This is a genomic window from Oxalobacteraceae bacterium OTU3CINTB1, assembly GCA_024123955.1.
In the GTDB taxonomy this organism is placed as follows: domain Bacteria; phylum Pseudomonadota; class Gammaproteobacteria; order Burkholderiales; family Burkholderiaceae_D; genus Rugamonas.
The window spans coordinates 2,986,189-3,008,870 of sequence record CP099652.1; the positions used below are offsets into that span (position 1 = coordinate 2,986,189).

The following is a 22,682-nucleotide window of genomic DNA, read 5'->3' on the forward strand; positions in this document are numbered from 1 at the left end:
ATTGCATAGCTTATGCAATATTCTTTTTTGTGTATACAAGATCGTCCACCTTGGATACATTGTCAAGGTCAATTTGGCACTTATAATGAAGCCTGTATTACGGAAGGCATCGCAAACCATGACTACCCACTCCGCAACCCTGCGCGAACAAATAGAAGAAATGATCGCGGTCGGGGTGTTCAAGCCCGGCCAGCATCTGGACGAAACGGAACTGGCGACGCGCTTCGGCGTCTCGCGCACGCCGATCCGCGAAACGCTGATACAGCTGGCGTCAATGGGACTGGTGGTGATCCGCCCACGGCGCGGCGCCATCGTGGCCGAATTGGGGCCGCAGCAGCTGGTGGAGATGTTCGAGGTGATGTCGGAACTGGAGGCGACCTGCGGCCGGCTGGCGGCGCGGCGCATGACGGCGGAGGAGCAGAAGGCTTTGCTGGCGGCGCACGAGGCCTGTCAGGCGGCCATGGAGGCGCACGAGCCGGACGATTACTACTACAAGAACGAAGTGTTCCACGAGGCGATCTACGCCGGCAGCCATAACCAGTTTTTGATCGAGCAGACGCGCAATCTCTATCGGCGCCTGCGGCCGTATCGCCGCCTGCAGCTGCGCGTGCGCGACCGGCTGTCGAATTCCTACCGCGAGCATGACGGGGTGGTGCAGGCGATCGTATCGGGCGACGGCGACTTGGCGGCGCGGCTGCTGCGCGATCACGTGATGATACAGGGGCAGCGGTTTTCCGACCTGATGGCGTCCCTGCCGCAGTTGACGCAGTACGCGGCCTGATTGCGCCGCGCCGGTGTTAATCCTGGTCGGCGGCGCCGCGCATGATGCGCACCGGTTTGATGTTGGAGCTGGCCGGATCGGCCGGCAGCATGTCGGCGAGGGTCTGTCGGTCCAACACGTCGAGGAAGGCCTTGGTGGCGTCGTTGAGCGTGTGTTTGAGGCGGCAGTCCGGCGTCAGCGGGCAGGTATCGTTGGCGCGATCGAAGCACTCGGCCATGAAAAAATCCGTCTCCGTGGCCCGCACCAGCGCGCCGATGTTGATGTCCTTCGGCTCCTTGCCAAGCCGCAGGCCCCCATTGCGGCCGCGCACCGTCTCCACCAGCCCCGATTGGCCCAGCTGGTAGACCACTTTCATCAAGTGGTTTTTCGAGATCACGTGCAGGTCGGCGATATCCTGGATGGTGACCAGGCGATCCCGGTTCGCGCTGAGGAAGAGCAGCGTTCGCAGCGAATAGTCGGTAAAAGAGGTCAGTCGCATTGATGAGTACTTAAGACAGTTTAAGGCGCTATTCTAACCGCGGATGTATATTCGTGCGTGGGCGTACCGACGCTAGCTTGCAGGGACCTTACACTTAGTTAAAATCAAGGAGAAATCATGGTTAACGAAGACACGCGACGCCAGTTCGTCAACGACCTTTGGCAGCGGTTTGAAGAATTACAGAAGTGGGCGGAAGAGAACTGGCCGGACAAGGACAATCCGCTGTCCAGCGCCGATTTTGTGGAGTCGCGCAAGGAGATACTGGGCTTGCGCAATCCGGCCCAGGCCCCTGCTGGCTTGCCGGCGGACCGCGAACCGGAACAGGGCGGCGCCCAGTACGAGAATTTGAATCCCGCGCCATGGCCTTAATTAGGCAAACCTTGCATGCCACGGCGACACGTAGGGCGGATTAGGCGGAACGCCGTAATCCGCCATCTACGAGCCGCTGACGGCGCAGGCATGGCGGATTACGCTTCGCTAATCCGCCCTACGTGTTTCCAAGTAACTCAATGCGTTACCGGCTTGCCGGTTTGTGCCAGCAACCATGCAATCACGCTCAGCACCAGGCTCGCCAGCACGCCCCACGCCAGCTTCAACGCGCTGTCGAACAATAACGGCGCGACCAAGCCTGATACCAGCGCGAACAGCAGCATCTGGATGAACGACTGCATCGACGAGGCCAGCCCGCTGTTGTTCGGGAAATAGTCCAGCGCGATCATCGACAGCGGCGTCATGGCCAGCGCCAGTCCGAACGAGTAGATAAAAAGCGGCATCACAGCCCAGGGCACCGCCGCCACATAATTGTAGTTGTAGGCGACATTGATCACGCCCGCCGCGATCATGACGGCAAAGCCCACCCACGCCTGCGTCTTGCGCGCGAATTTATGCGCGAATTTGCCCGACAGCGCCGATCCCACCACCATGCCGCCGATCAGCGGCACGAACATCCACGCGAACGCCGTCTCCGGCAGATGCAGAATGTTCATGACAAAGTAGGCGGCCGAGCCGATATACAGCGCCACGCCGGCGAAGCACATGCCGACCGCGATCGACAGCAACAGGAAGTGGTGGTGGCACAGCACCTTCCAGTAGTTTTTGGCGATCGGTCCAAGGTGGAAGGGATGGCGGTCCTTGACAGCCAGGCTTTCCGGCAGCGCGCGCTGCACGGAGATGAACATCAGAAGGCCGAAGGCGGCCAGGAACCAGAACACCGAGCGCCAGCCGAAACCGACCTGCAACCATCCGCCGAGCACCGGCGCGATGGCCGGTGCCAGACCGAACACCATCATGATATGGGCCAGGATCTTCTGCGCCTCGGCGCCGGAGAACCGATCCATGACGATGGCGCGGCCCACCACCGAGCCGGCGCCGGCGGCCAGGCCCTGCACCACGCGGCAGGCCAGCAGGACGCCGATCGACGGCGCCATCGCCGCGCCGATCGATGCCGCGATATACAGCACCAGCGAAACCAGGATCACCGGACGGCGGCCGAAGGAGTCCGACAGGGTTCCGTAAAACAGCATCATGAAGGCGAAGCAGAACAGGAACATGCTCAAGGTCTGCTGGATGATCAGAGGACTGGCATCGAAGGTCTGGGCGATGGCCGGGAACGAGGGCAGATAGGTGTCGATGGCGAGCGGTCCGACCATGGTCAGCCCCGCCAGCAGCAATGTCAGCAAAATATTCATGAAAGGCGTATTGTTCGTTAGACCCGGCATTTTACGCGATATGCGATTACCGCATATGGAAGGATAAAAAGCTTCGTTCTTATTTAAAGGCGCGGCGGCTAAGCTGCACAGTGGGTGATTTCGCTCGCGTTTTGCGCCCGCGTTTTTATTTCTATATTTGAGACATCATGACCATCGATACATTTGACGGAACCGGCGTGAAGCCGTCGCACTGGAATTTGGACAGCGTCGTCGAGCAGCTGCGCGTCTCGCGCGAGGCGACGCACAACATCCGCCATCACGGCAAGGTCAGGGAGCTGCCGTCCCGGGAGGCATTGACGATCATCGTCAACGGCCTGTCGGCGGTTTTGTTCCCCACCCATTACGGCCGGCCCAACCTGACCGACGAAAGCATCGACTATTTTGTCGGCGATACCCTCAACACCACGTTGAACCGCCTCACCGAGCAGGTTCGGCGTGGCTTGCAGTTTTCGTGCGAGGAGGCGGTGGTCGACGAGGAAAAGCTGACCCGCTGCGCGCACGCCATCACGCGCGAGTTCGCGGCCGGCCTGCCGGCCATCCGCGCGCTGGTGGTCTCCGACGTGCAGGCGGCATTTTCCGGCGATCCGGCGGCGACATCGGTGGCGGAGATCATGCTGTGCTATCCGGGCACGATCGCGATCCTGTATTACCGTCTGGCGCATAGCCTGCATCGTCTCGGTTCTCCGTTCCTGGCGCGTTTGATCTCCGACATCGGCCATTCGCTGACCGGGATCGACATCCACCCCGGCGCGCAGATCGGCGGCAGCTTCTTCATCGACCATGGCACCGGCGTGGTGATCGGCGAGACGGCCATCATCGGCCAGCGCGTGCGCCTGTACCAGCACGTGACCTTGGGCGCGAAGCGCTTCCCGGCCGACGACAAGGGAATGCTGATCAAAGGCGTGCCGCGCCATCCGGTGGTGGAGGACGATGTCGTCATCTACGCCGGCGCGACGATTCTGGGCCGTATAACCATCGGCGCCGGTTCCACCATCGGCGGCAATGTGTGGCTCACGCAGAGCGTCCCGGCGGGCAGCAATGTCTCGCAGGCGCAGATGCGCAACGATTAGGCGGCGGATTTCAGCGGCTCCGTATCGATGCGCACTTGCCGGCCGGCGTGTTCCGCCGCCAGCCGCGGCCCCTGTCCGAACACCTGTTCGCGCAGGGTGCCTTGTGTGTATTCCTTGCGATAGCGCCCGCGCCGCTGCAATTCAGGCACGATCAGCTCCACTACGTCGCGCATGCTTTCATGGGCCACCGCGAACGCCAGATTGAAGCCATCGATTCCCGTTTCGTCCTGCCATGCCTCCAGTTGATCGGCCACCTGCGCCGGATCGCCCACCAGCACCGGTCCGCGTCCGCCAAGGCCGATGAACTCCGCCGCTTCGCGCACCGTCCACTTGCGGTCCGGGTCGGCCTGGCTGAATGACGCCAGCGCCGAACGTCCTGCATCCGAGTCGATATATTCGATCGTCGCGTCCAGTGCAAAACGGCTGAAGTCCACGCCGGTCCAGCCGGACAGCAGCGCCAGAGCCGCCTCGATATCGATATGCCGGCGATACTCCTCGTGCCTGGCCCGCGCCTGCGCTTCGGTCGGCGCCGTGACGATCAACGCCTGCGCGTAGATCTTCAGTTCATCGCCATCGCGTCCCGCTGCCCGCACGGCAGCCCGCAGATCGTCGGCATATTTTTTCACCACCTGCTTGCTGGGACCACTGACGAAGGTGCACTCCGCGTGCTTTGCCGCGAACGCCGTGCCGCGCGGCGAGGTGCCGGCCTGGTACAGCAACGGCGTGCGCTGCGGCGACGGCTCGCACAGATGGAATCCGGGCACCTTGTAGTGTCGCCCAACGTGATTGATCGGGTGCACACGCGACGGCTCCGCGTACACGCCGCGCTGCTTGTCGTTGACGACGGCGTCGTCTTCCCAGCTCTTTTCCCACAATTTGTAGACGACATCCATATACTCGTCCGCCAGGTCGTAGCGCTCGTCGTGGCCCAGTTGCTGGTTCAGTCCCAGGTTGCGCGCCGCGCTATCCAGGTAGCCGGTCACGATATTCCAGCCGATACGGCCGCGCGTCAGGTGATCGAGCGTGGAGATGCGGCGCGCGAAGGTGTAGGGATGCTCATACGTCAGCGCGCACGTCACACCGAAGCCCAGGTGCGTGGTCGCCTGCGCCATCAGCGGCACCAGCGCCAGCGGGTCGTTCAGCGGGGCTTGCACGCCGTGGCGCAGCGCCGCGTCGGCACCGCCTTGATACACATCGTAGGCGCCCAGTACATCTGCCAGGAAGACTGCATCGAAGCGGCCCGCCTCAAGCAACCGCGCCAGCTCGGTCCAGTGGTCAGGATCGGTGTAGCGGTGGCCGTTATCGCGCGGGTGCGTCCACAGCCCGGGCGACTGGTGGCTCACCGTATGCATCTGGAAGGCGTTAAAGCGTATTTGCTTGCCCATTATTTTCCGGCGGCGGGCTTGCCGCCGGCTTCCAGTGCCAGTTGATAGTCGGTCTTGGCGTAATCGGCGAAGTGCTTCTTGGTCACCTCCAGGAACTCGCGCGAGCGGTAGGCGGCCGCGATGTCCTTGGCGAACTGCTTATCCTTGTCGGCCGTGCGCACCGCCACCAGATTGGCGTAGTTGGGCGAGATCTTCTCGGTCGTCAGCGCATCCTTCAGTTTCAGGCCCGACGCCAGCGCGTAATTGCCGTTGACGAAAGAGTAGTCCGTGTCTTGCAGCGAGCGTGGCAACTGCGCCGCTTCCAGCGGTATCAATTTGATTTTCTTGATGTTGGAGGCGATGTCCTTTTCCGACGCCCGCACCGGATCGTATTTGTCGCGCAGCTTGATCCAGCCCAGTTGATCGAGCAGCACCAGCGCGCGCGCCTGGTTGGTCGGGTCGTTGGGCAGCGCTACGGTGGTGCCTTCCTTCACATCGTTGAGCGTCTTGTGCTTTTTGCTGTAGATGGCGATAGGGGCGGTAGGCACTTTCACCAATTCGCTCAGTTGCAGCTTGTGCTCCGTCGAGAATTTGGTCAGGTAGATAATATGCTGGAAGATGTTGGCGTCCAGCGAACCCTCCGCCAGCGCGAAGTTGGGCTGGATGTAGTCGTTGAACTCCACCAGCTTGACCTTGTAGCCCTGTTTTTCCAGGATAGGCTTGATGCCCAGCTTGACCTGGTCCGCGTACGGGCCGGCGCTGGTGCCGATGACCAGTTCCTTGGGGTCCTTGGCGTTGGCGATGGTGTTGGCGCCGGCGGCGACGAGCAGGGCTGCCAGCAGCAGTCGGCGGCGATTCGGGGTTTTCATATTGTTTTCCTCTAGCGTTTATCGATACGTTTGGCGATGCGGTTGCCGGTGAACTGGATCAGTTGCACCATGACGATCAGGATGGCGACGGTGGCGACCATGATGTCGGTCTCGAAGCGGTAGTAGCCGTAGCGGATCGCCAGGTCGCCGATCCCGCCGCCGCCCACCACGCCGGCCACGGCGGAATAGGACAGGAAGCTGATCGACAGTACGGTCAATGCCAGAACGAGTCCGGAGCGCGCTTCGACCAGCAGCACCCGCAGCACGATTTGCAGTTCCGACGCGCCCATCGCGTGCGCCGCCTCGACGACGCCGCGCGGCACATCGCGCAGGTTTTGCTCCACCATGCGGGCGAAGTAGGGGATCGCGGCGAACGACAGCGGCACGGCCGCCGCCAGCGGTCCGATCGAGGTGCCCGCGATGATGCGGGTGAACGGCACCAGCGCCACCAGCAGGATGATGAACGGGAAGGAACGCACCGTATTGACGAACCAGCCCAGCACCAGCGCGGCCGGACGGTTTTGCAGCGATTGGCCGTCGGCGACCAGGAACAGCAGGATGCCGAGCGGGCCGCCGATCAGCACCGCCGCCGTCAGGCCGATGCCCAGCATCGTCAGGGTCTGGCCCAGGGCGGTCCACATTTCGGGCAGCATGGCGATGATGTTGACCGCCGAGACGCTCAGGGAGCTGATCGACTCAAACATGGGCGCTCTCCCGGCTGGCTGCGGAGAAGCGCGAGGCCGCATCGGCGATGCCCAGGATGGCCGCGCCATGCTGCGCCAGCTCGCGCCCCAGCGCCGTTTTGCGCGGGACCGTCAGGCTGGCAGCATCGCCCAGCGCGAATTGTTCGGCGATGGCGCCGTCCTCGATGACGGCGACACGGTTGCAGATCTCGCCGATCACCGACAGCTCATGGCTGACGATCACGATGGTGACGCCAAGCCGGTGGTTGATGTCGCGCAGCGTGGCGAGCAGGGCGCGCGTGGTTTCGGCGTCCAGCGCGGAAGTCGGCTCGTCGCACAGCAGCACTGCCGGTCCGCTGGCCAGCGCGCGGGCGATGGCGACGCGCTGTTTCTGGCCGCCGGAAAGCTGCGCCGGATAGCTGGCCGACTTGCCGCCCAATTCGACCAGTTCCAGGCATTGGTTGACGCGTTCCGTAATGCGGTCGGCCGTCAGCCCGCCGTGGATGCGCAAGGGGAAGGCGACGTTATCGAACACGCTGGCGTTTTGGAGCAGATTAAACTGCTGGAAGATCATGCCGATATTGCGGCGGGCGTCGCGCAGATCGCGCTTGTTCAGCGACGTCAGCTCGCGGCCATCGACCTGGATCAGGCCTTGGTCCGGGCGTTCGAGCAGGTTGATAAGGCGTAGCAGCGTGGATTTACCGGCGCCGCTCTTGCCGATCAAGCCAAAAATATCGCCTTGGGCTATCGATAGCGAGACGTCGCGCACAGCGTGGAACGCGCCGCCGCCGGGCAGCGCAAAGGTTTTGTCCGCGTGGGTAATATTAATCAAGGGAGTCGTCATCAGGAATAAGCCGTAGGTTCGGGCACGGTACCATCGAGCGCGTAGCGTCCGAGATCGCGGATCTTGTAATCGACCGGGTCGTGCAAGGTGTGTACACGCACGTTGCGCCAGAACCTGTCGTAACCGTAGCGGGCCGAGGTCGAGCGCGCGCCTGTCAATTCGAACATCTGGTTGCTGACATCGATGCCGGCGGTGTGGGCCAGCACCTTGGCCTCGGCCACTGCGACGGCCAGTTCGCCGCGTTGGCGGGCGGTGACCGCGCTCCCGAGCCGGAACAACCGGTCCAGCTCTTGCGCCGCATGGTCGGCCAGCACTGCGGCGGGCCGTAGCTTGAGCCACAACTGGCCGAAACGGTGTTGTATCAGCGGATCGGCGGCGGCCGATGCCGCACCGGAGGCGAACCATGGCCGCGCCTCGCTCAAGGTGTAGGCCCGTGCCGCCTCGAAGGCGCCTTCGCCGATGCCCAGATAGAGATTGGCCATGATCAGCTGCGCGATCTGCGAACGCAACGTTGCCCGCGCGGTCGGCGTGTGGCCCGGCGCCTGCAGCACTTGCGTCGACGGCAGCGCGACCTGGTTGAAGTGGACGTTGCCGCTGTCGGTCTGGCGCTGGCCGAAGGCGTCCCAGTCGGCTTGAACGGATACGCCTTCCTGGCGCGTCGGCAGCACGCCGATCAAGGCGGTTTCCGTTTCCGCGTGCCAGGCCGAGATGGTGAGCCAGTCGGAGCCCACGGAGCCGGACGAAAAGCTCTTCACGCCATCGAGCACGAAGCCATAGTCGGCTTCCACGACCGTGGTGCGGCGGTCCAGCGGATTGAGCGCGTTGCCCCAGAACAGATTCTGCTCCACGGTTTGGGTGAGGAAGCGGCGCTGCTGCTGGGGCGTGCCGTATAGATCGACGCCCGCCAGTTGTAGATAGTGGAAGCCGAGGATGTGCGCCAGCGCGCTGTCGGCACGGGCGACGATGCGTATCACCTGGTAGACCGTCGGCCAGTCCGCGCCCTGGCCGCCGAAAGCGGTGGGGATCGACAGCGTGAGCAGGCCGGATTCGCGTATCCATTCGCGCTCCTGCGCCGCATGGCCGCCGGCCTGGTCGCGGGCATTGGCCGTTTCCGCCAGGCGTTTGGCCAGATCGGTGGCGACGCCCAGCGGGTCCGGTGCCGCGTCCTGTGCCGGATGCGCCGCCGGTTTAAGTAAAGCTTTAGACATGGTATGTCCGTTTAAAGGTATCGGTGCCGTCAGTATTGCACCCGAGCCCTTAAGCCGTACACGAAGAAATCCGGCTTTCCTTATGCGGAAAATTGTTGACGCGTCGCGTCCGGCGAGGTCCTGGCGAGGTAGAAGAAATTCAATTTACCTTAGTTGGAAAATTCATGGAACGTAATCCGAATATCAAAGCGTAAAACTATTCGTTTTGATTTCAAAGGTGCGGATTTATTCTGGTCGCCACAACATCAATGGGGACCAGAGCATGAGCATTCTTCTTCTAGGCGGCAGTCCTGCGGCGACATCGAGCACCGGCCGTTTGCTGGATCATGTCGGCGAACAGTTGGCCCTGCACGGCCATCGATACAGCAAGCTGCAGGTGCGCGATCTGCCGCCGCAGGCGCTGCTGCATGCCGATACGTCGGACCTGGCGATTAAGCGCGCGCTGGCAGCGGTGGCCGCCGCCGACGCCGTGGTCATCGCCACGCCGGTCTATAAAGCGTCATTCACCGGCATTCTGAAAGCCTTCCTCGATTTGCTGCCGCAGGACGGCCTGGCCGGCAAACTGGTGCTGCCGCTGGCCACGGGCGGCAGCCAGTCGCACATGCTGGCGCTGGACTACGCGCTGCGGCCGGTGCTGCACGCGCTGGATGCGCGCCATGTCCTGACCAGCGTCTACGCCACCTCCCAGCAGCTGGTATGGGTCGAAGGCTCCGGCCTGGCGCTGGATCAGGCGATTTCCTGGCGCGTGCAGGCCGGCGTCGAAGCATTGGCAGCCGGCCTGAATGCCCTCAGTGGCCGTATAGGCGACAGCTATGTGGTCCAGGCAGAACCAGTGCGCCTGGCGAGCTAAGTCACTTCAAGGAAGAATTCATGAGCATCGAACAAAAACGCGCAGCACGCCGCTACACATTGGGTCTGCTGTTCGCCGCCGCCGTGCTGGCTGCTGGAGCACCCACCATCGCCGCCGCGCAGGCCAAGCCGGAGGCGCAGACGCTCCGCATCGGCTATCAGAAATACGGCACCCTGACCTTGCTGAAAGGGCGCGGCACCCTGGAACAGCGTCTGGCGACCAAAAACATCACCGTCAAATGGACCGAATTCCCGGCCGGGCCGCAGCTGCTGGAGGGCCTGAATGTCGGCAGCGTCGATTTCGGCACGGTCGGCGAGGCGCCACCGATCTTCGCGCAGGCTGCGGGCGCGAACCTGGTCTATGTCGGCAACGAGCCGCCGTCGCCGGCCAGCGAGGCGATCGTGGTGCCCAAGGATTCGAAGATCCGCAGCCTGGCCGAGTTGAAAGGCAAGAAGGTCGCGCTGAACAAGGGCTCCAACGTGCACTATCTGCTGGTCAAGGCGCTGGAGAAGGCGGGCATCGGCTACAAGGAAATCGATATCGTCTTCCTGCCGCCGGCCGACGCGCGCGCCGCCTTTGAGCGCGGCAGTGTCGATGCCTGGGCGATCTGGGACCCGTTCCTGGCCGCCGCCGAGAAGCAGTTGGGCGCGCGCGTGCTGGCCGATGGCAAAGGCCTGGTCGCCAACCACCAGTTCTATCTGGCCGCGCGTCCGTATGCGGAGAAGAACCAGGAAGTGGTCCGCATCGTGCTCGAGGAAATCGCCAAGGTCGACGAGTGGGGCGCCAAGAATCCGAAGGAAGTCGCCACCATCCTGTCCGCGCAAACCGGGCTCGATACGGACGTGGTGGCGCTGGCCGCCTCCCGCTATGCCTATGGCGTCAAGCCGATCACCGCCGACGTGCTGCAACAGCAGCAAAAGCTGGCCGACGCCTTCTCCAATCTCAAGTTGATCCCGAAACCGATCGTGGTCAAGGACGCACAACTGCCGGCCAAACAGCTGGCGGCGCAATAAAGGAACATCATGTCATTGAATATCTTTTGGTTTATCCCGACCCACGGCGACAGCCGCTATCTTGGCACCTCGAAGGGCGCGCGCCCGGTCGATGCCGACTATCTGAAACAGTGCGCGGTCGCCGCCGACACGCTGGGCTACGACGGCGTGCTGCTGCCGACCGGCCGCTCCTGCGAGGACGCATGGGTGGTCGCCTCGTCGCTGATCAGCGTCACGCAAAAGCTCAAGTTCCTGGTCGCCATCCGCCCCGGCCTGACCACGCCGGGCCTGGCCGTGCGCATGGCCGCGACGTTCGACCGTTTGTCGAATGGCAGGCTGCTGATCAACGTCGTCACCGGCGGCGACCAGGGTGAGTTGGAGGCGGACGGCCTGTACGCCGACCATGCCAAGCGCTACGAAATTTCCGATGAATTCATCCGTGTGTGGCGCGCGTCGCTGGCGGGCGAGGGCGGCGACGCCGGCTACGATTTCGAGGGCAAGCATATCAAGGTCAAGGGCGCCAAGACGCTGTACCCGGCGGTGCAAAAACCTTATCCGCCGCTGTACTTCGGCGGCTCCTCCGAGCCGGCGCATGAACTGGCGGCCGAACAGATGGACGTCTACCTGACGTGGGGCGAGCCGCCGGCAGCTGTCGCCGAGAAGATCGCCGACATCCGCGCGCGCGCCGCCAAGCATGGCCGCACTGTGAAATTCGGCATCCGCCTGCACGTGATCGTCCGCGAGACAAACGAAGCCGCCTGGCGCGCCGCCGATGAATTGATCAGCCATCTGGACGACGACATCATCGCCAAGGCGCAGGCCGCGTTCGGAAAAATGGATTCGGTGGGACAGCAGCGCATGGCGGCCTTGCACGGCGGCCGCCGCGACAAGCTCGAAGTTTCGCCCAACCTGTGGGCCGGCGTGGGCCTGGTGCGTGGCGGCGCCGGCACCGCGCTGGTCGGCGATCCGGAGACGGTGGTCGCGCGCATCCAGGAATACGCCGACCTGGGGATCGACACCTTCATCTTCTCCGGCTATCCGCATCTGGAGGAGTCGTACCGCTTCGCCGAGCTGGTGTTCCCGTTGCTGGGCAAAGGCAAAGCGGTGGGCGAGCAGTCCCTGAGCGGGCCTTTCGGCGAAGTGATGGCCAGCGATATCGTGCCGAAGAAGGCAGCCTGAGATGGCGGCCGTCTTACCCCAACCCCTGGTCAAGAGCACCCGCAAGCCCGCACGAAAAAGTAGCGGCAGCGCCGGCGGCCGGACGCAGAGCAGCGCGTTCGCGCCGTGGATCTTGCCCGTGCTGCTGATCGCCGGCTGGCAGGCGGCGTCGCAACTGGGCTGGCTCTCGAGCCGCATTTTGCCGGAGCCGTGGGCGGTCGCCAAGGCTTTCTGGACGCTGGCGGTGTCGGGCGAGTTGTGGGTGCACCTTCGCACCAGCCTGTGGCGCGCCATCAGCGGCTTCGCCATCGGCGCCGGACTGGGTCTGGCGCTTGGCCTGTTGACGGGCAGCTTCCGCCGCGCTGAAACGCTGCTCGACACCACACTGCAAATGGTGCGCAACATCCCCGCGCTGGCGCTGATACCGCTGGTGATCCTGTGGTTCGGCATCGACGAAACGGCCAAGCTGTTCCTGCTGGCGGTGGGCGTGTTCTTCCCGGTGTATCTGAACACCTTCCACGGCATCCGCTCGGCCGACCAGGGGTTGATCGAGATGGCGCGCAGCTACGGCCTGTCCGGCTGGCCGCTGTACCGCGACGTGATCCTGCCGGCCGCGCTGCCGTCGATCCTGGTGGGCGTGCGTTTTTCGCTGGGCCTCGTCTGGGTGCTGTTGATTGTGGCGGAGACGATTTCGGCGCAAGCAGGCATCGGCTACATGACGATGAACGCCCGCGAGTTCCTGCAAACGGACGTGGTGCTGGTCGGGATACTGCTATATGCGTTATTGGGCAAGGCGGCCGACCTGCTGTCGCGCGGCCTGGAAAAGCGCTTCCTGCGCTGGAATCCGGCCTACCGTTGATTTGATGGAGTACATGATATGAACCTTTCGACCGCGTTATTCGATGCCCCTGGTTTCACCAAGGCGAGCAAGCAAAGCACGCCGTCGCCGGCGCCGGCCAAGCGTCAGGGCGTGTCCCTGGCGCTGGAAGGCTTGAGCAAATCCTTCGGCGAGCGTAAAGTGTTGAAGGATGTGCGGCTGGAGCTGCACCCCGGTGAGTTTGTCGCGGTGGTGGGACGCAGCGGATGCGGTAAAAGTACCTTACTGCGCGCGATCGCGGGACTGGAAACGGCCGACGAAGGCAGCATCGCGATCGGCAAGGGCGCCATCGGGGCCAGCATCCGCATCATGTTCCAGGAGGCGCGCCTGCTGCCCTGGAAGACGGTGCTGGAGAATGTGGCGCTCGGGTTGCCGCGATCCTTGAACGCGGCGGCGGCGACCTTGTCGACGGTGGGGCTGGCCGAACGCGCCGACGATTGGCCCGCGGAGCTGTCGGGCGGTCAGCGGCAGCGCGTCGCGCTGGCGCGGGCTTTGCTGCACGAGCCGCAGTTGCTGCTGCTCGACGAGCCGCTTGGCGCGCTGGACGCGTTGACGCGCATCGAGATGCAGCAGTTGATCGAGGCGTTATGGTTGCAGCGCGGGTTCACGGCGGTGCTGGTCACGCACGACGTGCAGGAGGCGCTGGCCCTGGCCGATCGCGTGGTGCTGATCGAGGACGGGCGCATCACGCTGGATTTGAAGGTGGATTTGCCGCGCCCACGGGCCCGGGGCAACGCTGCCTTCGCAGCGCTTGAGCAGCGGCTGTTAAGTAGTATCCTGCATCATCCGGCAGCGGATTCAGTCGCAGCCTGATCTGAAGTTCCGTCACCTCATCCGCCTTTTGGCGGATTCGCCCCCCGCCAAACTCCGCTATGATCGATTTTATCGATAGTAACGCGGTAAATTTTTCGTTTTACAACTTTAGATGTCGCGAGCATAATCGTTCGCACTCGAGAACATTTGCGGGCTGGCAAAACCAACCCCGTCGCGTTCTCATCCGTATGTCAACATTCTGGAGTTCTACAATGAAAAAAATCTTTGCCCTGCTGGTCGCCGCTGGTATCTCGATGTCTGCCTTTGCCGCACCGGAGACGTTCTCGTCCGATGCCAACCACACGTTCTCGAGCTTCTCGTACAGCCACTTCGGCTACTCGCTGCAGACGAGCCGCTTCAACAACACCAGCGCCAAGATCACGATCGACCGCGCCGCCAAGACCGGTTCGGTCGAAGCGACCATCGACACCAAATCGGTCGATACCGGCTCGAAACTGTTCGACCAGCACATCCAGGGCGAGGATTTCCTCGACACCGCCAAGTTCCCGACCATCACCTACAAGTCGACCAAGGTCAACTTCAAGGGCGACACCCCGTCGACCATCGAAGGCAACCTGACCGTCAAGGGCGTCACCAAGCCGGTGACCCTGACCGTGACCGGCTTCAAGTGCATGGATCACCCGATGATGAAGAAACTGGCATGCGGCGCCAACGCCACCGCCACCATCAAGCGTACCGAATTTAACGCAGGCAAATACGCACCGAACGTCGGCGACGACGTAACCCTGACCTTCGCGGTCGAAGCACTCAAAGACTAAGCGAACCGGGCTCGCTCGATTCGTTGGCCTTTGATGCGGGCCGGCGCGGTACACATGCCGCGCCGGCCCTTTATTTTAGGAGTAGTACGATGAAATTGAAGCAGCTCGCTTTTGCAGTCACCCTGATCCACGCCGCCGGCCTGTCCACTTTGGCGCAGGCGGCCACGGATCTGATCATCACCAACGGCAAGATCGCCACGATGACGAAAGAGGGCGCGTTCGCCCAGGCGCTCGCCATCAAGGACGGCAAGATCGAGGCCGTCGGCAGCAATGCCAGCATCCTCAAACTCAAATCGGCCAACACCCAGTTGATCGACGCCGGCGGCAAGACCGTCATTCCCGGCCTTAACGATTCCCACCTGCACATCATCCGCGAGGGCTTGAACTACAACGCCGAGCTGCGCTGGGACGGCGTGACGTCGCTGAAGAAGGCGCTGCAAATGCTCAAGGAGCAGGCCGCGCGCACGCCGGACGGCGCCTGGATCAAGGTCGTGGGCGGCTGGAACGAATTCCAGTTCGAGGAGAAGCGTCTGCCGACCCTGGCGGAGATCAATGAAGCGGTCCCGGACAAGCCTGTGTTCCTGCTGTACCTGTACGGCCTGGGCTTCCTCAACCAGAAGGGCATCGCCACGCTTGGCTACAACGCCGACACCAAGTACAAGGACGGCGTGGTCGAGCTGGGCCCTGACGGCAAGCCGACCGGCCTGCTGATCGCCAAGCCGAACGCGATGATTCTGTACACCACCTTGGCCAAGACCAACGTGCTGCCGCGCGAGCAGCAGATCAATTCCACGCAGCAGTACTACAACGAACTGAACCGCCTCGGCATCACCAGCGCCATCGACGCGGGTGGCGGTGGGCAGGCCTATCCGGACGATTACGCGGTCAGCCTGGAGCTGGCCAAGAACGGCAAGTTGACGGTGCGCACGTCGTATTATCTGTTCGCGCAGAAGCCGGGCAAGGAGCTGGAGGACTACCAGCGCTGGCTGACGCAGACCAAGCCGGACAAGAATGACCACCTGTTCTACGCCAACGGCTACAACACCGAGGGTGGTGGCGAGAACCTGGTGTGGAGCGCGGCCGACTTCGAGAATTTCCTCGAGCCGCGTCCCAATATGCCGGCGGAGATGGAAAGCGAACTGGAGCCGGTGCTGCGCCTGCTGATCAAGAACCGCTGGCCGTTCCGCATCCACGCGACTTATGACGAGAGCATAGACCGGGACCTGGCCGTGATCGAAAAGGTCAATAAAGATACGCCGCTGAACGGCCTGCGCTGGTTCTTCGACCATGCCGAAACCATCAGCGACAAGCAACTGGCGCGCGTAAAGGCGCTGGGCGGCGGTATCGCCGTGCAGAACCGCATGCACTTCCAGGGCGAGCTGTATTGGAAGCAGTACGGCGCGCAAACCCGCCAGATGCCACCGATCAAGAAGATGCTGGAGATGAAGATTCCGGTCGGCTTGGGGACGGACGGCACGCGCGTCAGCAGTTATGGGCCGTGGCCGTCGATCTACTGGGCGGTGACGGGCAAGACCGCCGGCGGCCTGAGTTTATGGCAGCCTGGCGATGTGCTGAGCCGCTATCAGGCGCTGAAGCTGATGACGCAGGGCAGTGCCTGGATGAGTGGAGAAGAGAAACTCAAGGGTACGCTGGCCAAGGGTCAGTATGCGGACGTGGTGATCTTGCCGCAGGATTATTTCTCGATGGATGTCGAGAAGATCAAAAATCTGGAAAGCAGCCTGACCATTGTCAACGGCAAGGTGGTGTACGCGGCGCCGGAGTACAAGCAATTGGCGCCGGCGGTCCCCGAGGTGCAGCCGGAATGGAGCCCCGTCAAGTATTACGGCGGGTACCAGAATAAATAACCGGTAGTCTAACTTGGTGCCACGTATCGAGATACGTGGGGCGGATCAGCTGTGTTGGTTCAGACTTGAGCTGGCGCAGCTATCCACGACCGGCCATCTCCGCCCCCAAGAGGAAGCTGGGTTCAGCAGCTTATCCGAAGACATACCTCATAATTTCATAGAACATACGAGATGCAGGTAGTCACTATGCCCAATAGCAGTCGGCCAAATAAATTCTTTGGCTTTAATCGGATAAGATTTTCTCAAATACATTCTTCATTCCTAAGGGTTTTATTCCTTGTTGAGTCATTTGGCCAACGATTAGATTTCTGAATAACTCGTACCCTACGATTCCACCTTCACCGGAGATAAACTGCTTTAATATATCTCGACCTGGAAGTTTCTTCTTCCATGAGCCATCTGCAAAACTTTGCTCAAAAGTAGTCCGAAATTCCAACTCACGACTATGCAGTTCGTCCTCAGATAAAACGCCAGCCATTAGTCTTGAAATGTTGCTTGCAGAACTAGATGCAGCGTTATGAAGATCTGTACCAATTGTTAAAGTATTGGGATCAAAGCCAAGCCTTATCGACCTAACTATTGCCGAGTTTACATAGGAGCGCATCTTATTAACAAGCATGCCGGGGACCACTTTTCTGGCAGCCTCACTTAATTTCGTTTCGATCATTCCAGCGTCGTATTTTGCTGTAAGTTGTAACGAATTCAGAACTTCTGCGATAATCTGTGTATCAAGTAGATAGTTTTCTATATGATAAACATCCCAAACAAATCTGTTCACGCCTTCGCCATCTTCAATAGATTCCTCCGAATCACTATCGGTCACTGCATAAAATTTCGTCGGCAGGTCTCCATTCTTATATGCTCTATCGAGTATTTCATGTAGTAACTTAACTCTAATTTTATTAGATCCAGATATTAGGTTGATTCCTTTTAATTCAGATGGAAAAAGGGAGTACGAAAAAGTTTTATCAAAATCCGAGTCCCCTCCACCTTCAAAAATCAAACCTTTTCCACCAGGTCTATATGTGGCCAAGTCGCCTACAAGATCTGCGGTCGCCATCTCCAAATCCGCAGTCACAACCAAGGGGCGAAGTTGCGATGAACCATCAGGCTCTGTTCCACAAGGCAGCATATGAAACACGTTAAAACCAGGCTTGCCAACAGCCTCTCTAATAAGAGCATCGGAGTGCGTAACGAGCCAAAGTTGATTTTCGAGTGCTTCACCCAAATTTTTTCGATAAAATTCTGGTAGACCTTTGATTAGCCGTGGATTTAAATGCAATTCAGGTTCATCTAAAAGGACTATTGAGTCGTGAGGTGCTGAACTTCGGATACGTAGATAGCCATAAAGAATTTCCTTTTCACCTGAACTGAGTTCGTCGAGATCATGCATCGCGCCCGACGATGTCCGCACAGGAAATGCCAAACTACCATCAGGGGTAGGTTGGGGTCCCAGAAATTTCTTATCAGGGAAAAATGATTCAAAAAGCTCTTTAAGCGTGTTATTCAGTGAGATCTCGTCTGGAGTTCTATTTGGGTCAGATTTTTCGGCAAGCAGCTCTTTTATATAACTTCCTGCCATTTCGCTTTTAACGTTATTGTATTTATTATTGTAATTGTACAATGTATGTTGACTTTGTTGTTGATTAGCCTGATCTAGATTCAAATTTATACCTTGTACATTTTCACGATTATAGTGGCGTTGAGCACCATGAAAATCTATCACGCCAATATGGCGGGGCCGATAATTTGAAAAGATAACAGATAGCAAATGCGAAGAAGCAATTGTAATAACTCCTTCGGGACGGATTTCCATTTTTCCGACAATCTGGGGAAGAGCAAGCTCTGCCATTAATATCGGCAACTCAGCGTTTACTCGCGCGGTGACCTCCGGCTGACGTTCTCTAAACTGGGTAGCAAATAAGGCCTTCCTATAACCACCAAATTGAAACGCCTCGGGTAGCAAAGTTTGCCAAAGTGTAGTTTCTAGGAGTTCGGCACCATTTGAATTAATGTATGCGCGTTCGGCGTTTCGCAAACGGAAAGTGCATTCTATCAAGACAGGATTTTCGGATTTATTAAAAAGGCCCTTCAGATTTGCTGAGCCGCCATGAAGCTGAATAGCAAACTCTCCAAAAAATTGCTGAAATTCATTTTGTTGGTATCCTCCGTACACACTTTTTAAGAGCCTTATCGCATCGAATATGCAGGATTTTCCAGATCCATTTTGTCCAGCGATAATTATTGTATCCCCCAAGTCTCTGGCTTCAACATTAGTTATACCTCGGAAATTTTTAATGGTTATATTGTCAATTTTCATTCGAGCAATCCTATTGTATTTTCCGTGTGATTTAATTTTCCCGCTTCTACATTTGCGGCTATTGCCGCTTTGCGGTCTCATAAGCGGTTCAATTTCGACAACAAGAGTTTTAAATATCTCAATAATTCTTCGTGTTCCGCAGATAGCCTTTTTTGATCGCTACATCAGAGTCGATCAGCCATGACGGGCTCGTCGGGATGAACGATTGGCGGTTATTGATTTCGATGACTGGAAATTTGACCATGTACCAAAAGATCACGCACGCTCATAGATATCGAATTTCGCGGAAATAAATTCGCTCGTCGTTCGATTTCGGAAGTTTATCTAATTCAATTAATTGTATAAATGCACAGTTGCTTTAACTACGAACCTTCGCTCCTGGCCGGTAGTGGAGATTCATCATGGACAGTGTAAGAGGCAAGTGTCAAAATTGTGGACACTTTCCGGGTCTAGGCCGTGACGCGCGGCGAGTACTCGTGCGTTTTCGGATCGATGTCCAGTCCAAGTTGATACCCGATTCCCTTAAGCAAAGCCTCGAACCCTTCGCCCTCAATTGCAAGAGTCTCGGCTCTTGCCTTAAAAACAAACTCTGAATAGATGACAGCTAGGGCTGCTGCTACTCTTGGCGCATCTGAACACTTGTCCAGATTTTGCGCTTGCCACTCCTTCACCAGCCGAGAACTCTCGAATTCGCGCTTTGGATCGTGGAACACTGAAACGATGAGTTTGTTTTGAAGGGTTACCGCAAGCATGCCAAACGGCAACAGCGCGTCAAGCTTTACGCCTTGGAAGACCGTCGAGCCGAACACATGCGCTAGCCACCCACCTGGGACGCTAGTTGGCAATATCAATGTCGATCCATTGCGCTTGAAGGGTTGTTTGCCCGCGAATTTTTGAAAGTCCTTACGAAAATCTTCGAGTGTAGATACCAAGTGGCGTGCATCGAAATCTTTTGGGGCCTGGGGGTGAAATCTATTCTGTGCCATGCGCCAATGGCAGAGCATCATTCCTGCAGAAATCTTTTTATGCCAGAGATGCAGCCCGTCAAGCGACCACTTCCCTGACTTAACATGATCCTCTAGAGCGCCGAACCTACCGTTAGCAGTAGGGTCGGCGCGTGTACGAAACATCTTGATTTCTGCGAGACCTCCTGGCCATCCCATTTCAATTCGCTTACGGTTGAGTTCATAGTCAGCTATCAACCAGCGTGGGATCACATGCTCTCCTTGTCTGGTTTTTTTGACCGGCGCGCCAGTGAACAGGCACATCTGGTCAAAATCGTCGCGTTCAAACTCTGTTTTCCGTAGTACAGGGACTGAAGTCATATGTTTCCATCAGGTTAATGGGAATTGTGTGAACTGTTGTGTCTTTTGCATCAAGAAGTTTCTTTGTACGTCAGATTCTGGCCGACAGGCGCCGTTTTGCAAGGATAGCATCTTGCTCAACTGAAAAACTCAACAATTGTCACGCCATCTGCGTGCTCGCGCCGAAGCTGGCATTGCGCATATTGGATCGTCATCCTGAAGGTCTATCAGGAACAAGCAAGTGAAAGGTTTTAGCCAACCTACCCTGTGGAACGAGGGCAAGTTGGTTGGGCGAAATGGCCGAGAAAGCGGATGCTTGTAACAGGGCGACTGCAGCAGTCGCCCCCAACGCAGGCGCGGGACTCGATCATTCTGTAAGATGTGTCCCTTGCCAAGCGCCGTTCACATGGCAGCCATTGTTGGGGAAAATATGCTACGTTTAATCATGTTACTTACCGTGCTGTCGTCATGCTCGCCTTCCGCATGGGCGGACCCATGGTGCGGCCCGCGTCCCGAAGAAGTATTGCGCTTTAAATGGTTGCCTGAGGGTGGCGTCGAATCGCAAGTTGGCAGTGTGCAAGTTGAAGACATTAAAAGCGGCAAGATTCTTCAGGTACTTGAGCACGTGGAAAATTATCGGGCTGACAGCGAGTCCCTTTCCTCCCGCGATTTCAATAACGACGGTTGTGGTGACCTGGTTGTCACCAGCGCCATGGCGGCGATAGGCAATGAAAGCAGTTCCGTGTTTCTTTACGACCGCGCGAGCCGGCGCTTCGTTTTCAGCAAGGTGCTATCCGACCTCGGAGGGATCGATATCGATCCCGGCAATCCAAATTGCGTGACGAGTTCGTGGAAGGGTGGCGCCGAAAATATGTATGCGGCGACCCATTGCTGGCGAAAGGGCAAACTCGTCCTGCAAAGTGAATCTTCTTTAACGATGCTCGTGGACGAGGACGGCGACTTCTCGTGCTATGAACAGATCAACACGACCTACGTGAACGGCCGAAAAAAAATCCGCAAACGCTGCACGAAGAATATTAATTAACGGCAAAGTAACTGCTGTCAGATCGTTTAGTTCACACCAGCCCGTACCAACCCAGCGCGGCGCCCGCACCAAGCAGCCACAGCAAATGCAGCTTGGTGCGCCAGATGATCACGCCAGCCACCACCGACAACAGCCACAACGGCCAGTCGGTGGTCCAGTTGCTGTTGGCGCTGCCCAAGATGATCCCGACGGATACCATCAATCCCACCACCACCGGCGTCATGCCTTGCTTGAACGCCCGCACACCCAGCAGCTCGCGGTTGCGGTGGCCCCAGCGCGCGGCCAGATAAGTCAACGTGGTGCTGGGCAGCAGAACGCCGAACATCGTCACCGCCACCCCGGCAAACGCCGCCGCATAGCTGCCAGCGTTCAACCCCACATTCCAGCCCATCAGCGCGACGAACAGCACGTTCGGTCCCGGCGCGGCTTGGGCGATGGCGATCGAGTCGTTGAATTGCGATTGCGTCAGCCAATGGTGCTCCTCAACCAGAAACCTGTGCATCTCCGACGTGGTCGAGATCGCGCCGCCGATCGACAGCAGCGACAACAGCATGTAATGGCCGAACAGGTTCAGCCAGTCGGTAAAGCTTAAAACGATATGGATCGGCGCCGCGCTCATGGCAACTTCGCTTTCATGGTGCGGTAGGTCAAGGTGACGGCAATGCTGCCGAGTATCAGCAGGGTGTAGGCCAGCGGCAAACGCATGACCACGACGAAGCCTACGCACAGCACGGCGATCAGGCCGGTCAGCCATATCGGCAGTGGATGCTTGCGCAGCGCCGAGGCCAGCTTGACACCGGTGGCGGCGATCATGCCGGCCGACACCGCCGCCATGCCGCGCAGCGCGCCCGCCACGCCTGGATGGTTGGCGTATTGCGCATGCAGCAGCGCCAGGCACAGCACGACTATCAAGGGCACCGTCAGCATGCCGGCCAGCGCCGCCATGGCGCCCCGCAGGCCGTAATAGCGGCTGCCTATCATCAGCGACAGGTTGACCACGTTGGGACCGGGCATGATCTGGGCGACCGCCCAGTCCTCGACAAACTCATCCTGAGTCAGCCAACGCTTGCGCTCGACCATCTCGCGCTGTACGACCGCGAGCACGCCGCCGAAGCCCTGCAGGGCCAAGATGGTGAACGATAGGAATAAATCAAACAGCGAAGTGGGGCGGGGGCGCGGCGTCTCTGGAGTCATCCGTTCATTATCGCCCCGGTTATTGCCTTGTGTCTATTGAGTTCAGTACGAGCAATATTTTAATTCTGGAATGATAGGAACCTGACATTGACTTTGAGTTCGTGTCGCTCATACTCTCGTTGCACGTCACTTTGATCGGGATCAAATGTCCCTCAACCTCTTGCAAAGGATCATGATGAACGCTCTCCTATCCCCCCGTCTGGAATCCGTCCCGAAAGCCGACTTCACTCAGCAGCGGCACGACGAACGCAGCAGCGCCGTCGTCGAACGCGGCATCATCGTTCAGTCGAGCTTCAATACGATTTGCGCGATCGAGTATATGAAGTCGCACAACGTCGCGCCGCAGGTGATCGAACGCGTCTTGCTGCATCCAGAGCAACGCCGCAGGGAGCATCACTGACCAGCACATGAACCGGGTTTGTGTTTAGTTATGCACACATCATGTTGACAAGAATTTTTTTTAAATAATTTCGTGTGAC

At 59.1% G+C, this 22,682-nt stretch carries 23 protein-coding genes; 12 read left to right on the forward strand and 11 right to left on the reverse strand.

Annotated elements, in window-relative coordinates; translation table 11 throughout:
• The first annotated feature begins 118 nt into the window (after positions 1–118).
• Complete coding sequence (locus NHH73_13110; protein USX29157.1) at positions 119–781, forward strand: GntR family transcriptional regulator; 663 nt, start codon at positions 119–121, stop codon at positions 779–781.
• Between the two features lie 16 nt (positions 782–797).
• On the opposite strand, the gene NHH73_13115 is transcribed toward NHH73_13110, so the two are convergent.
• Entirely contained in the window at positions 798–1,259 is a 462-nt protein-coding gene (locus NHH73_13115; protein USX29158.1) for an Rrf2 family transcriptional regulator, read from the reverse strand.
• A 117-nt stretch (positions 1,260–1,376) separates the two neighbouring features.
• Between NHH73_13115 and NHH73_13120 the strand changes: the two genes are divergently transcribed.
• Positions 1,377–1,628, forward strand: a complete 252-nt coding sequence (locus NHH73_13120; GenBank protein ID USX29159.1) for a hypothetical protein — start codon at positions 1,377–1,379, stop codon at positions 1,626–1,628.
• Positions 1,629–1,765: 137 nt separating this feature from the next.
• Here NHH73_13120 and NHH73_13125 read toward each other — a convergent pair whose 3' ends face one another.
• Entirely contained in the window at positions 1,766–2,947 is a 1,182-nt protein-coding gene (locus NHH73_13125) for a multidrug effflux MFS transporter (GenBank protein USX29160.1), read from the reverse strand.
• A gap of 167 nt (positions 2,948–3,114) precedes the next feature.
• Between NHH73_13125 and NHH73_13130 the strand changes: the two genes are divergently transcribed.
• Complete coding sequence (locus NHH73_13130; protein USX29161.1) at positions 3,115–4,038, forward strand: serine acetyltransferase; 924 nt, start codon at positions 3,115–3,117, stop codon at positions 4,036–4,038.
• Here NHH73_13130 and NHH73_13135 read toward each other — a convergent pair.
• From NHH73_13135 to NHH73_13155, 5 genes are read right to left on the reverse strand one after another with little or no spacing between them, the layout of a single operon-like run.
• The gene (locus NHH73_13135) at positions 4,035–5,423 is read right to left on the reverse strand and encodes an LLM class flavin-dependent oxidoreductase (protein USX29162.1); all 1,389 of its coding nucleotides are present in this window, start codon (positions 5,421–5,423) and stop codon (positions 4,035–4,037) included. The genes NHH73_13130 and NHH73_13135 overlap by 4 nt on opposite strands.
• A complete protein-coding gene (locus NHH73_13140) occupies positions 5,423–6,271 on the reverse strand; it encodes a MetQ/NlpA family ABC transporter substrate-binding protein (protein ID USX29163.1) in 849 nt (282 codons plus the stop codon). The genes NHH73_13135 and NHH73_13140 overlap by 1 nt, the downstream gene beginning before the upstream one ends.
• Before the next feature lie 11 nt (positions 6,272–6,282).
• Complete coding sequence (locus NHH73_13145; GenBank protein ID USX29164.1) at positions 6,283–6,975, reverse strand: ABC transporter permease; 693 nt, start codon at positions 6,973–6,975, stop codon at positions 6,283–6,285.
• Positions 6,968–7,798 (reverse strand): ATP-binding cassette domain-containing protein, encoded by an 831-nt coding sequence (locus NHH73_13150; GenBank protein USX29165.1) that lies wholly within the window; start codon positions 7,796–7,798, stop codon positions 6,968–6,970. Before NHH73_13150 ends, NHH73_13145 begins: the two co-directional genes overlap by 8 nt.
• Entirely contained in the window at positions 7,798–9,006 is a 1,209-nt protein-coding gene (locus NHH73_13155) for an acyl-CoA dehydrogenase family protein (protein USX29166.1), read from the reverse strand. The genes NHH73_13150 and NHH73_13155 overlap by 1 nt, the downstream gene beginning before the upstream one ends.
• 262 nt (positions 9,007–9,268) lie before the next feature.
• Between NHH73_13155 and ssuE the strand changes: the two genes are divergently transcribed.
• From ssuE to NHH73_13190, 7 genes are all read left to right on the forward strand, one after another.
• The gene (ssuE, locus tag NHH73_13160) at positions 9,269–9,856 is read left to right on the forward strand and encodes an NADPH-dependent FMN reductase (protein ID USX29167.1); all 588 of its coding nucleotides are present in this window, start codon (positions 9,269–9,271) and stop codon (positions 9,854–9,856) included.
• Between the two features lie 20 nt (positions 9,857–9,876).
• On the forward strand, positions 9,877–10,869 hold the full coding sequence (locus NHH73_13165) for a sulfonate ABC transporter substrate-binding protein (GenBank protein ID USX29168.1): 993 nt from the start codon (positions 9,877–9,879) through the stop codon (positions 10,867–10,869).
• Between the two features lie 15 nt (positions 10,870–10,884).
• A complete protein-coding gene (ssuD, locus tag NHH73_13170; GenBank protein USX29623.1) occupies positions 10,885–12,027 on the forward strand; it encodes an FMNH2-dependent alkanesulfonate monooxygenase in 1,143 nt (380 codons plus the stop codon).
• A 1-nt stretch (position 12,028) separates the two neighbouring features.
• Positions 12,029–12,865, forward strand: coding sequence for an aliphatic sulfonate ABC transporter permease SsuC (ssuC, locus tag NHH73_13175; protein ID USX29169.1), 837 nt, complete (start codon positions 12,029–12,031; stop codon positions 12,863–12,865).
• Between the two features lie 18 nt (positions 12,866–12,883).
• Positions 12,884–13,696: an ATP-binding cassette domain-containing protein gene (locus NHH73_13180; protein USX29170.1), complete on the forward strand. Its 813-nt coding sequence runs from the start codon at positions 12,884–12,886 to the stop codon at positions 13,694–13,696.
• Between the two features lie 212 nt (positions 13,697–13,908).
• Positions 13,909–14,475 carry a YceI family protein gene (locus NHH73_13185; GenBank protein USX29171.1) on the forward strand — a complete coding sequence of 189 codons (567 nt, stop codon included), beginning with the start codon at positions 13,909–13,911 and terminating at the stop codon, positions 14,473–14,475.
• 89 nt (positions 14,476–14,564) lie between these two features.
• Positions 14,565–16,340: an amidohydrolase gene (locus tag NHH73_13190; GenBank protein ID USX29172.1), complete on the forward strand. Its 1,776-nt coding sequence runs from the start codon at positions 14,565–14,567 to the stop codon at positions 16,338–16,340.
• A gap of 223 nt (positions 16,341–16,563) precedes the next feature.
• Here NHH73_13190 and NHH73_13195 read toward each other — a convergent pair whose 3' ends face one another.
• On the reverse strand, positions 16,564–18,660 hold the full coding sequence (locus tag NHH73_13195) for an AAA family ATPase (protein USX29173.1): 2,097 nt from the start codon (positions 18,658–18,660) through the stop codon (positions 16,564–16,566).
• Positions 18,661–19,109: 449 nt separating this feature from the next.
• A complete protein-coding gene (locus tag NHH73_13200) occupies positions 19,110–19,985 on the reverse strand; it encodes a hypothetical protein (GenBank protein ID USX29174.1) in 876 nt (291 codons plus the stop codon).
• Positions 19,986–20,370: 385 nt separating this feature from the next.
• On the opposite strand from NHH73_13200, the gene NHH73_13205 reads away from it, so the two are divergent.
• Complete coding sequence (locus NHH73_13205; protein USX29175.1) at positions 20,371–21,009, forward strand: hypothetical protein; 639 nt, start codon at positions 20,371–20,373, stop codon at positions 21,007–21,009.
• Between the two features lie 31 nt (positions 21,010–21,040).
• Here the strand turns inward: NHH73_13205 and NHH73_13210 are convergent, their stop codons facing one another.
• Positions 21,041–21,628: a chromate transporter gene (locus tag NHH73_13210; GenBank protein USX29176.1), complete on the reverse strand. Its 588-nt coding sequence runs from the start codon at positions 21,626–21,628 to the stop codon at positions 21,041–21,043.
• Complete coding sequence (locus tag NHH73_13215) at positions 21,625–22,203, reverse strand: chromate transporter (protein ID USX29177.1); 579 nt, start codon at positions 22,201–22,203, stop codon at positions 21,625–21,627. Before NHH73_13215 ends, NHH73_13210 begins: the two co-directional genes overlap by 4 nt.
• A 175-nt stretch (positions 22,204–22,378) precedes the next feature.
• Between NHH73_13215 and NHH73_13220 the strand changes: the two genes are divergently transcribed.
• A complete protein-coding gene (locus tag NHH73_13220) occupies positions 22,379–22,603 on the forward strand; it encodes a hypothetical protein (GenBank protein ID USX29178.1) in 225 nt (74 codons plus the stop codon).
• The last annotated feature ends 79 nt before the right edge of the window (positions 22,604–22,682 follow it).

Bases quoted from the DNA above. Each gene is read 5' to 3' on its own strand.
- NHH73_13150 (USX29165.1), bottom strand. From the start codon at position 7,798: ATGACGACTCCCTTGATTAATATTACCCACGCGGACAAAACCTTTGCG.
- NHH73_13110 (USX29157.1), top strand. From the start codon at position 119: ATGACTACCCACTCCGCAACCCTGCGCGAACAAATAGAAGAAATGATC.
- NHH73_13125 (USX29160.1), bottom strand. From the start codon at position 2,947: ATGAATATTTTGCTGACATTGCTGCTGGCGGGGCTGACCATGGTCGGA.
- NHH73_13145 (USX29164.1), bottom strand. From the start codon at position 6,975: ATGTTTGAGTCGATCAGCTCCCTGAGCGTCTCGGCGGTCAACATCATC.
- NHH73_13135 (USX29162.1), bottom strand. From the start codon at position 5,423: ATGGGCAAGCAAATACGCTTTAACGCCTTCCAGATGCATACGGTGAGC.
- NHH73_13190 (USX29172.1), top strand. From the start codon at position 14,565: ATGAAATTGAAGCAGCTCGCTTTTGCAGTCACCCTGATCCACGCCGCC.
- NHH73_13195 (USX29173.1), bottom strand. From the start codon at position 18,660: ATGAAAATTGACAATATAACCATTAAAAATTTCCGAGGTATAACTAAT.
- NHH73_13210 (USX29176.1), bottom strand. From the start codon at position 21,628: ATGAGCGCGGCGCCGATCCATATCGTTTTAAGCTTTACCGACTGGCTG.
- NHH73_13115 (USX29158.1), bottom strand. From the start codon at position 1,259: ATGCGACTGACCTCTTTTACCGACTATTCGCTGCGAACGCTGCTCTTC.
- NHH73_13215 (USX29177.1), bottom strand. From the start codon at position 22,203: ATGACTCCAGAGACGCCGCGCCCCCGCCCCACTTCGCTGTTTGATTTA.
- ssuC (USX29169.1), top strand. From the start codon at position 12,029: ATGGCGGCCGTCTTACCCCAACCCCTGGTCAAGAGCACCCGCAAGCCC.
- NHH73_13120 (USX29159.1), top strand. From the start codon at position 1,377: ATGGTTAACGAAGACACGCGACGCCAGTTCGTCAACGACCTTTGGCAG.
- NHH73_13140 (USX29163.1), bottom strand. From the start codon at position 6,271: ATGAAAACCCCGAATCGCCGCCGACTGCTGCTGGCAGCCCTGCTCGTC.
- NHH73_13130 (USX29161.1), top strand. From the start codon at position 3,115: ATGACCATCGATACATTTGACGGAACCGGCGTGAAGCCGTCGCACTGG.
- ssuE (USX29167.1), top strand. From the start codon at position 9,269: ATGAGCATTCTTCTTCTAGGCGGCAGTCCTGCGGCGACATCGAGCACC.
- NHH73_13180 (USX29170.1), top strand. From the start codon at position 12,884: ATGAACCTTTCGACCGCGTTATTCGATGCCCCTGGTTTCACCAAGGCG.
- NHH73_13200 (USX29174.1), bottom strand. From the start codon at position 19,985: ATGACTTCAGTCCCTGTACTACGGAAAACAGAGTTTGAACGCGACGAT.
- NHH73_13220 (USX29178.1), top strand. From the start codon at position 22,379: ATGAACGCTCTCCTATCCCCCCGTCTGGAATCCGTCCCGAAAGCCGAC.
- NHH73_13165 (USX29168.1), top strand. From the start codon at position 9,877: ATGAGCATCGAACAAAAACGCGCAGCACGCCGCTACACATTGGGTCTG.
- NHH73_13185 (USX29171.1), top strand. From the start codon at position 13,909: ATGAAAAAAATCTTTGCCCTGCTGGTCGCCGCTGGTATCTCGATGTCT.
- NHH73_13155 (USX29166.1), bottom strand. From the start codon at position 9,006: ATGTCTAAAGCTTTACTTAAACCGGCGGCGCATCCGGCACAGGACGCG.
- NHH73_13205 (USX29175.1), top strand. From the start codon at position 20,371: ATGGCAGCCATTGTTGGGGAAAATATGCTACGTTTAATCATGTTACTT.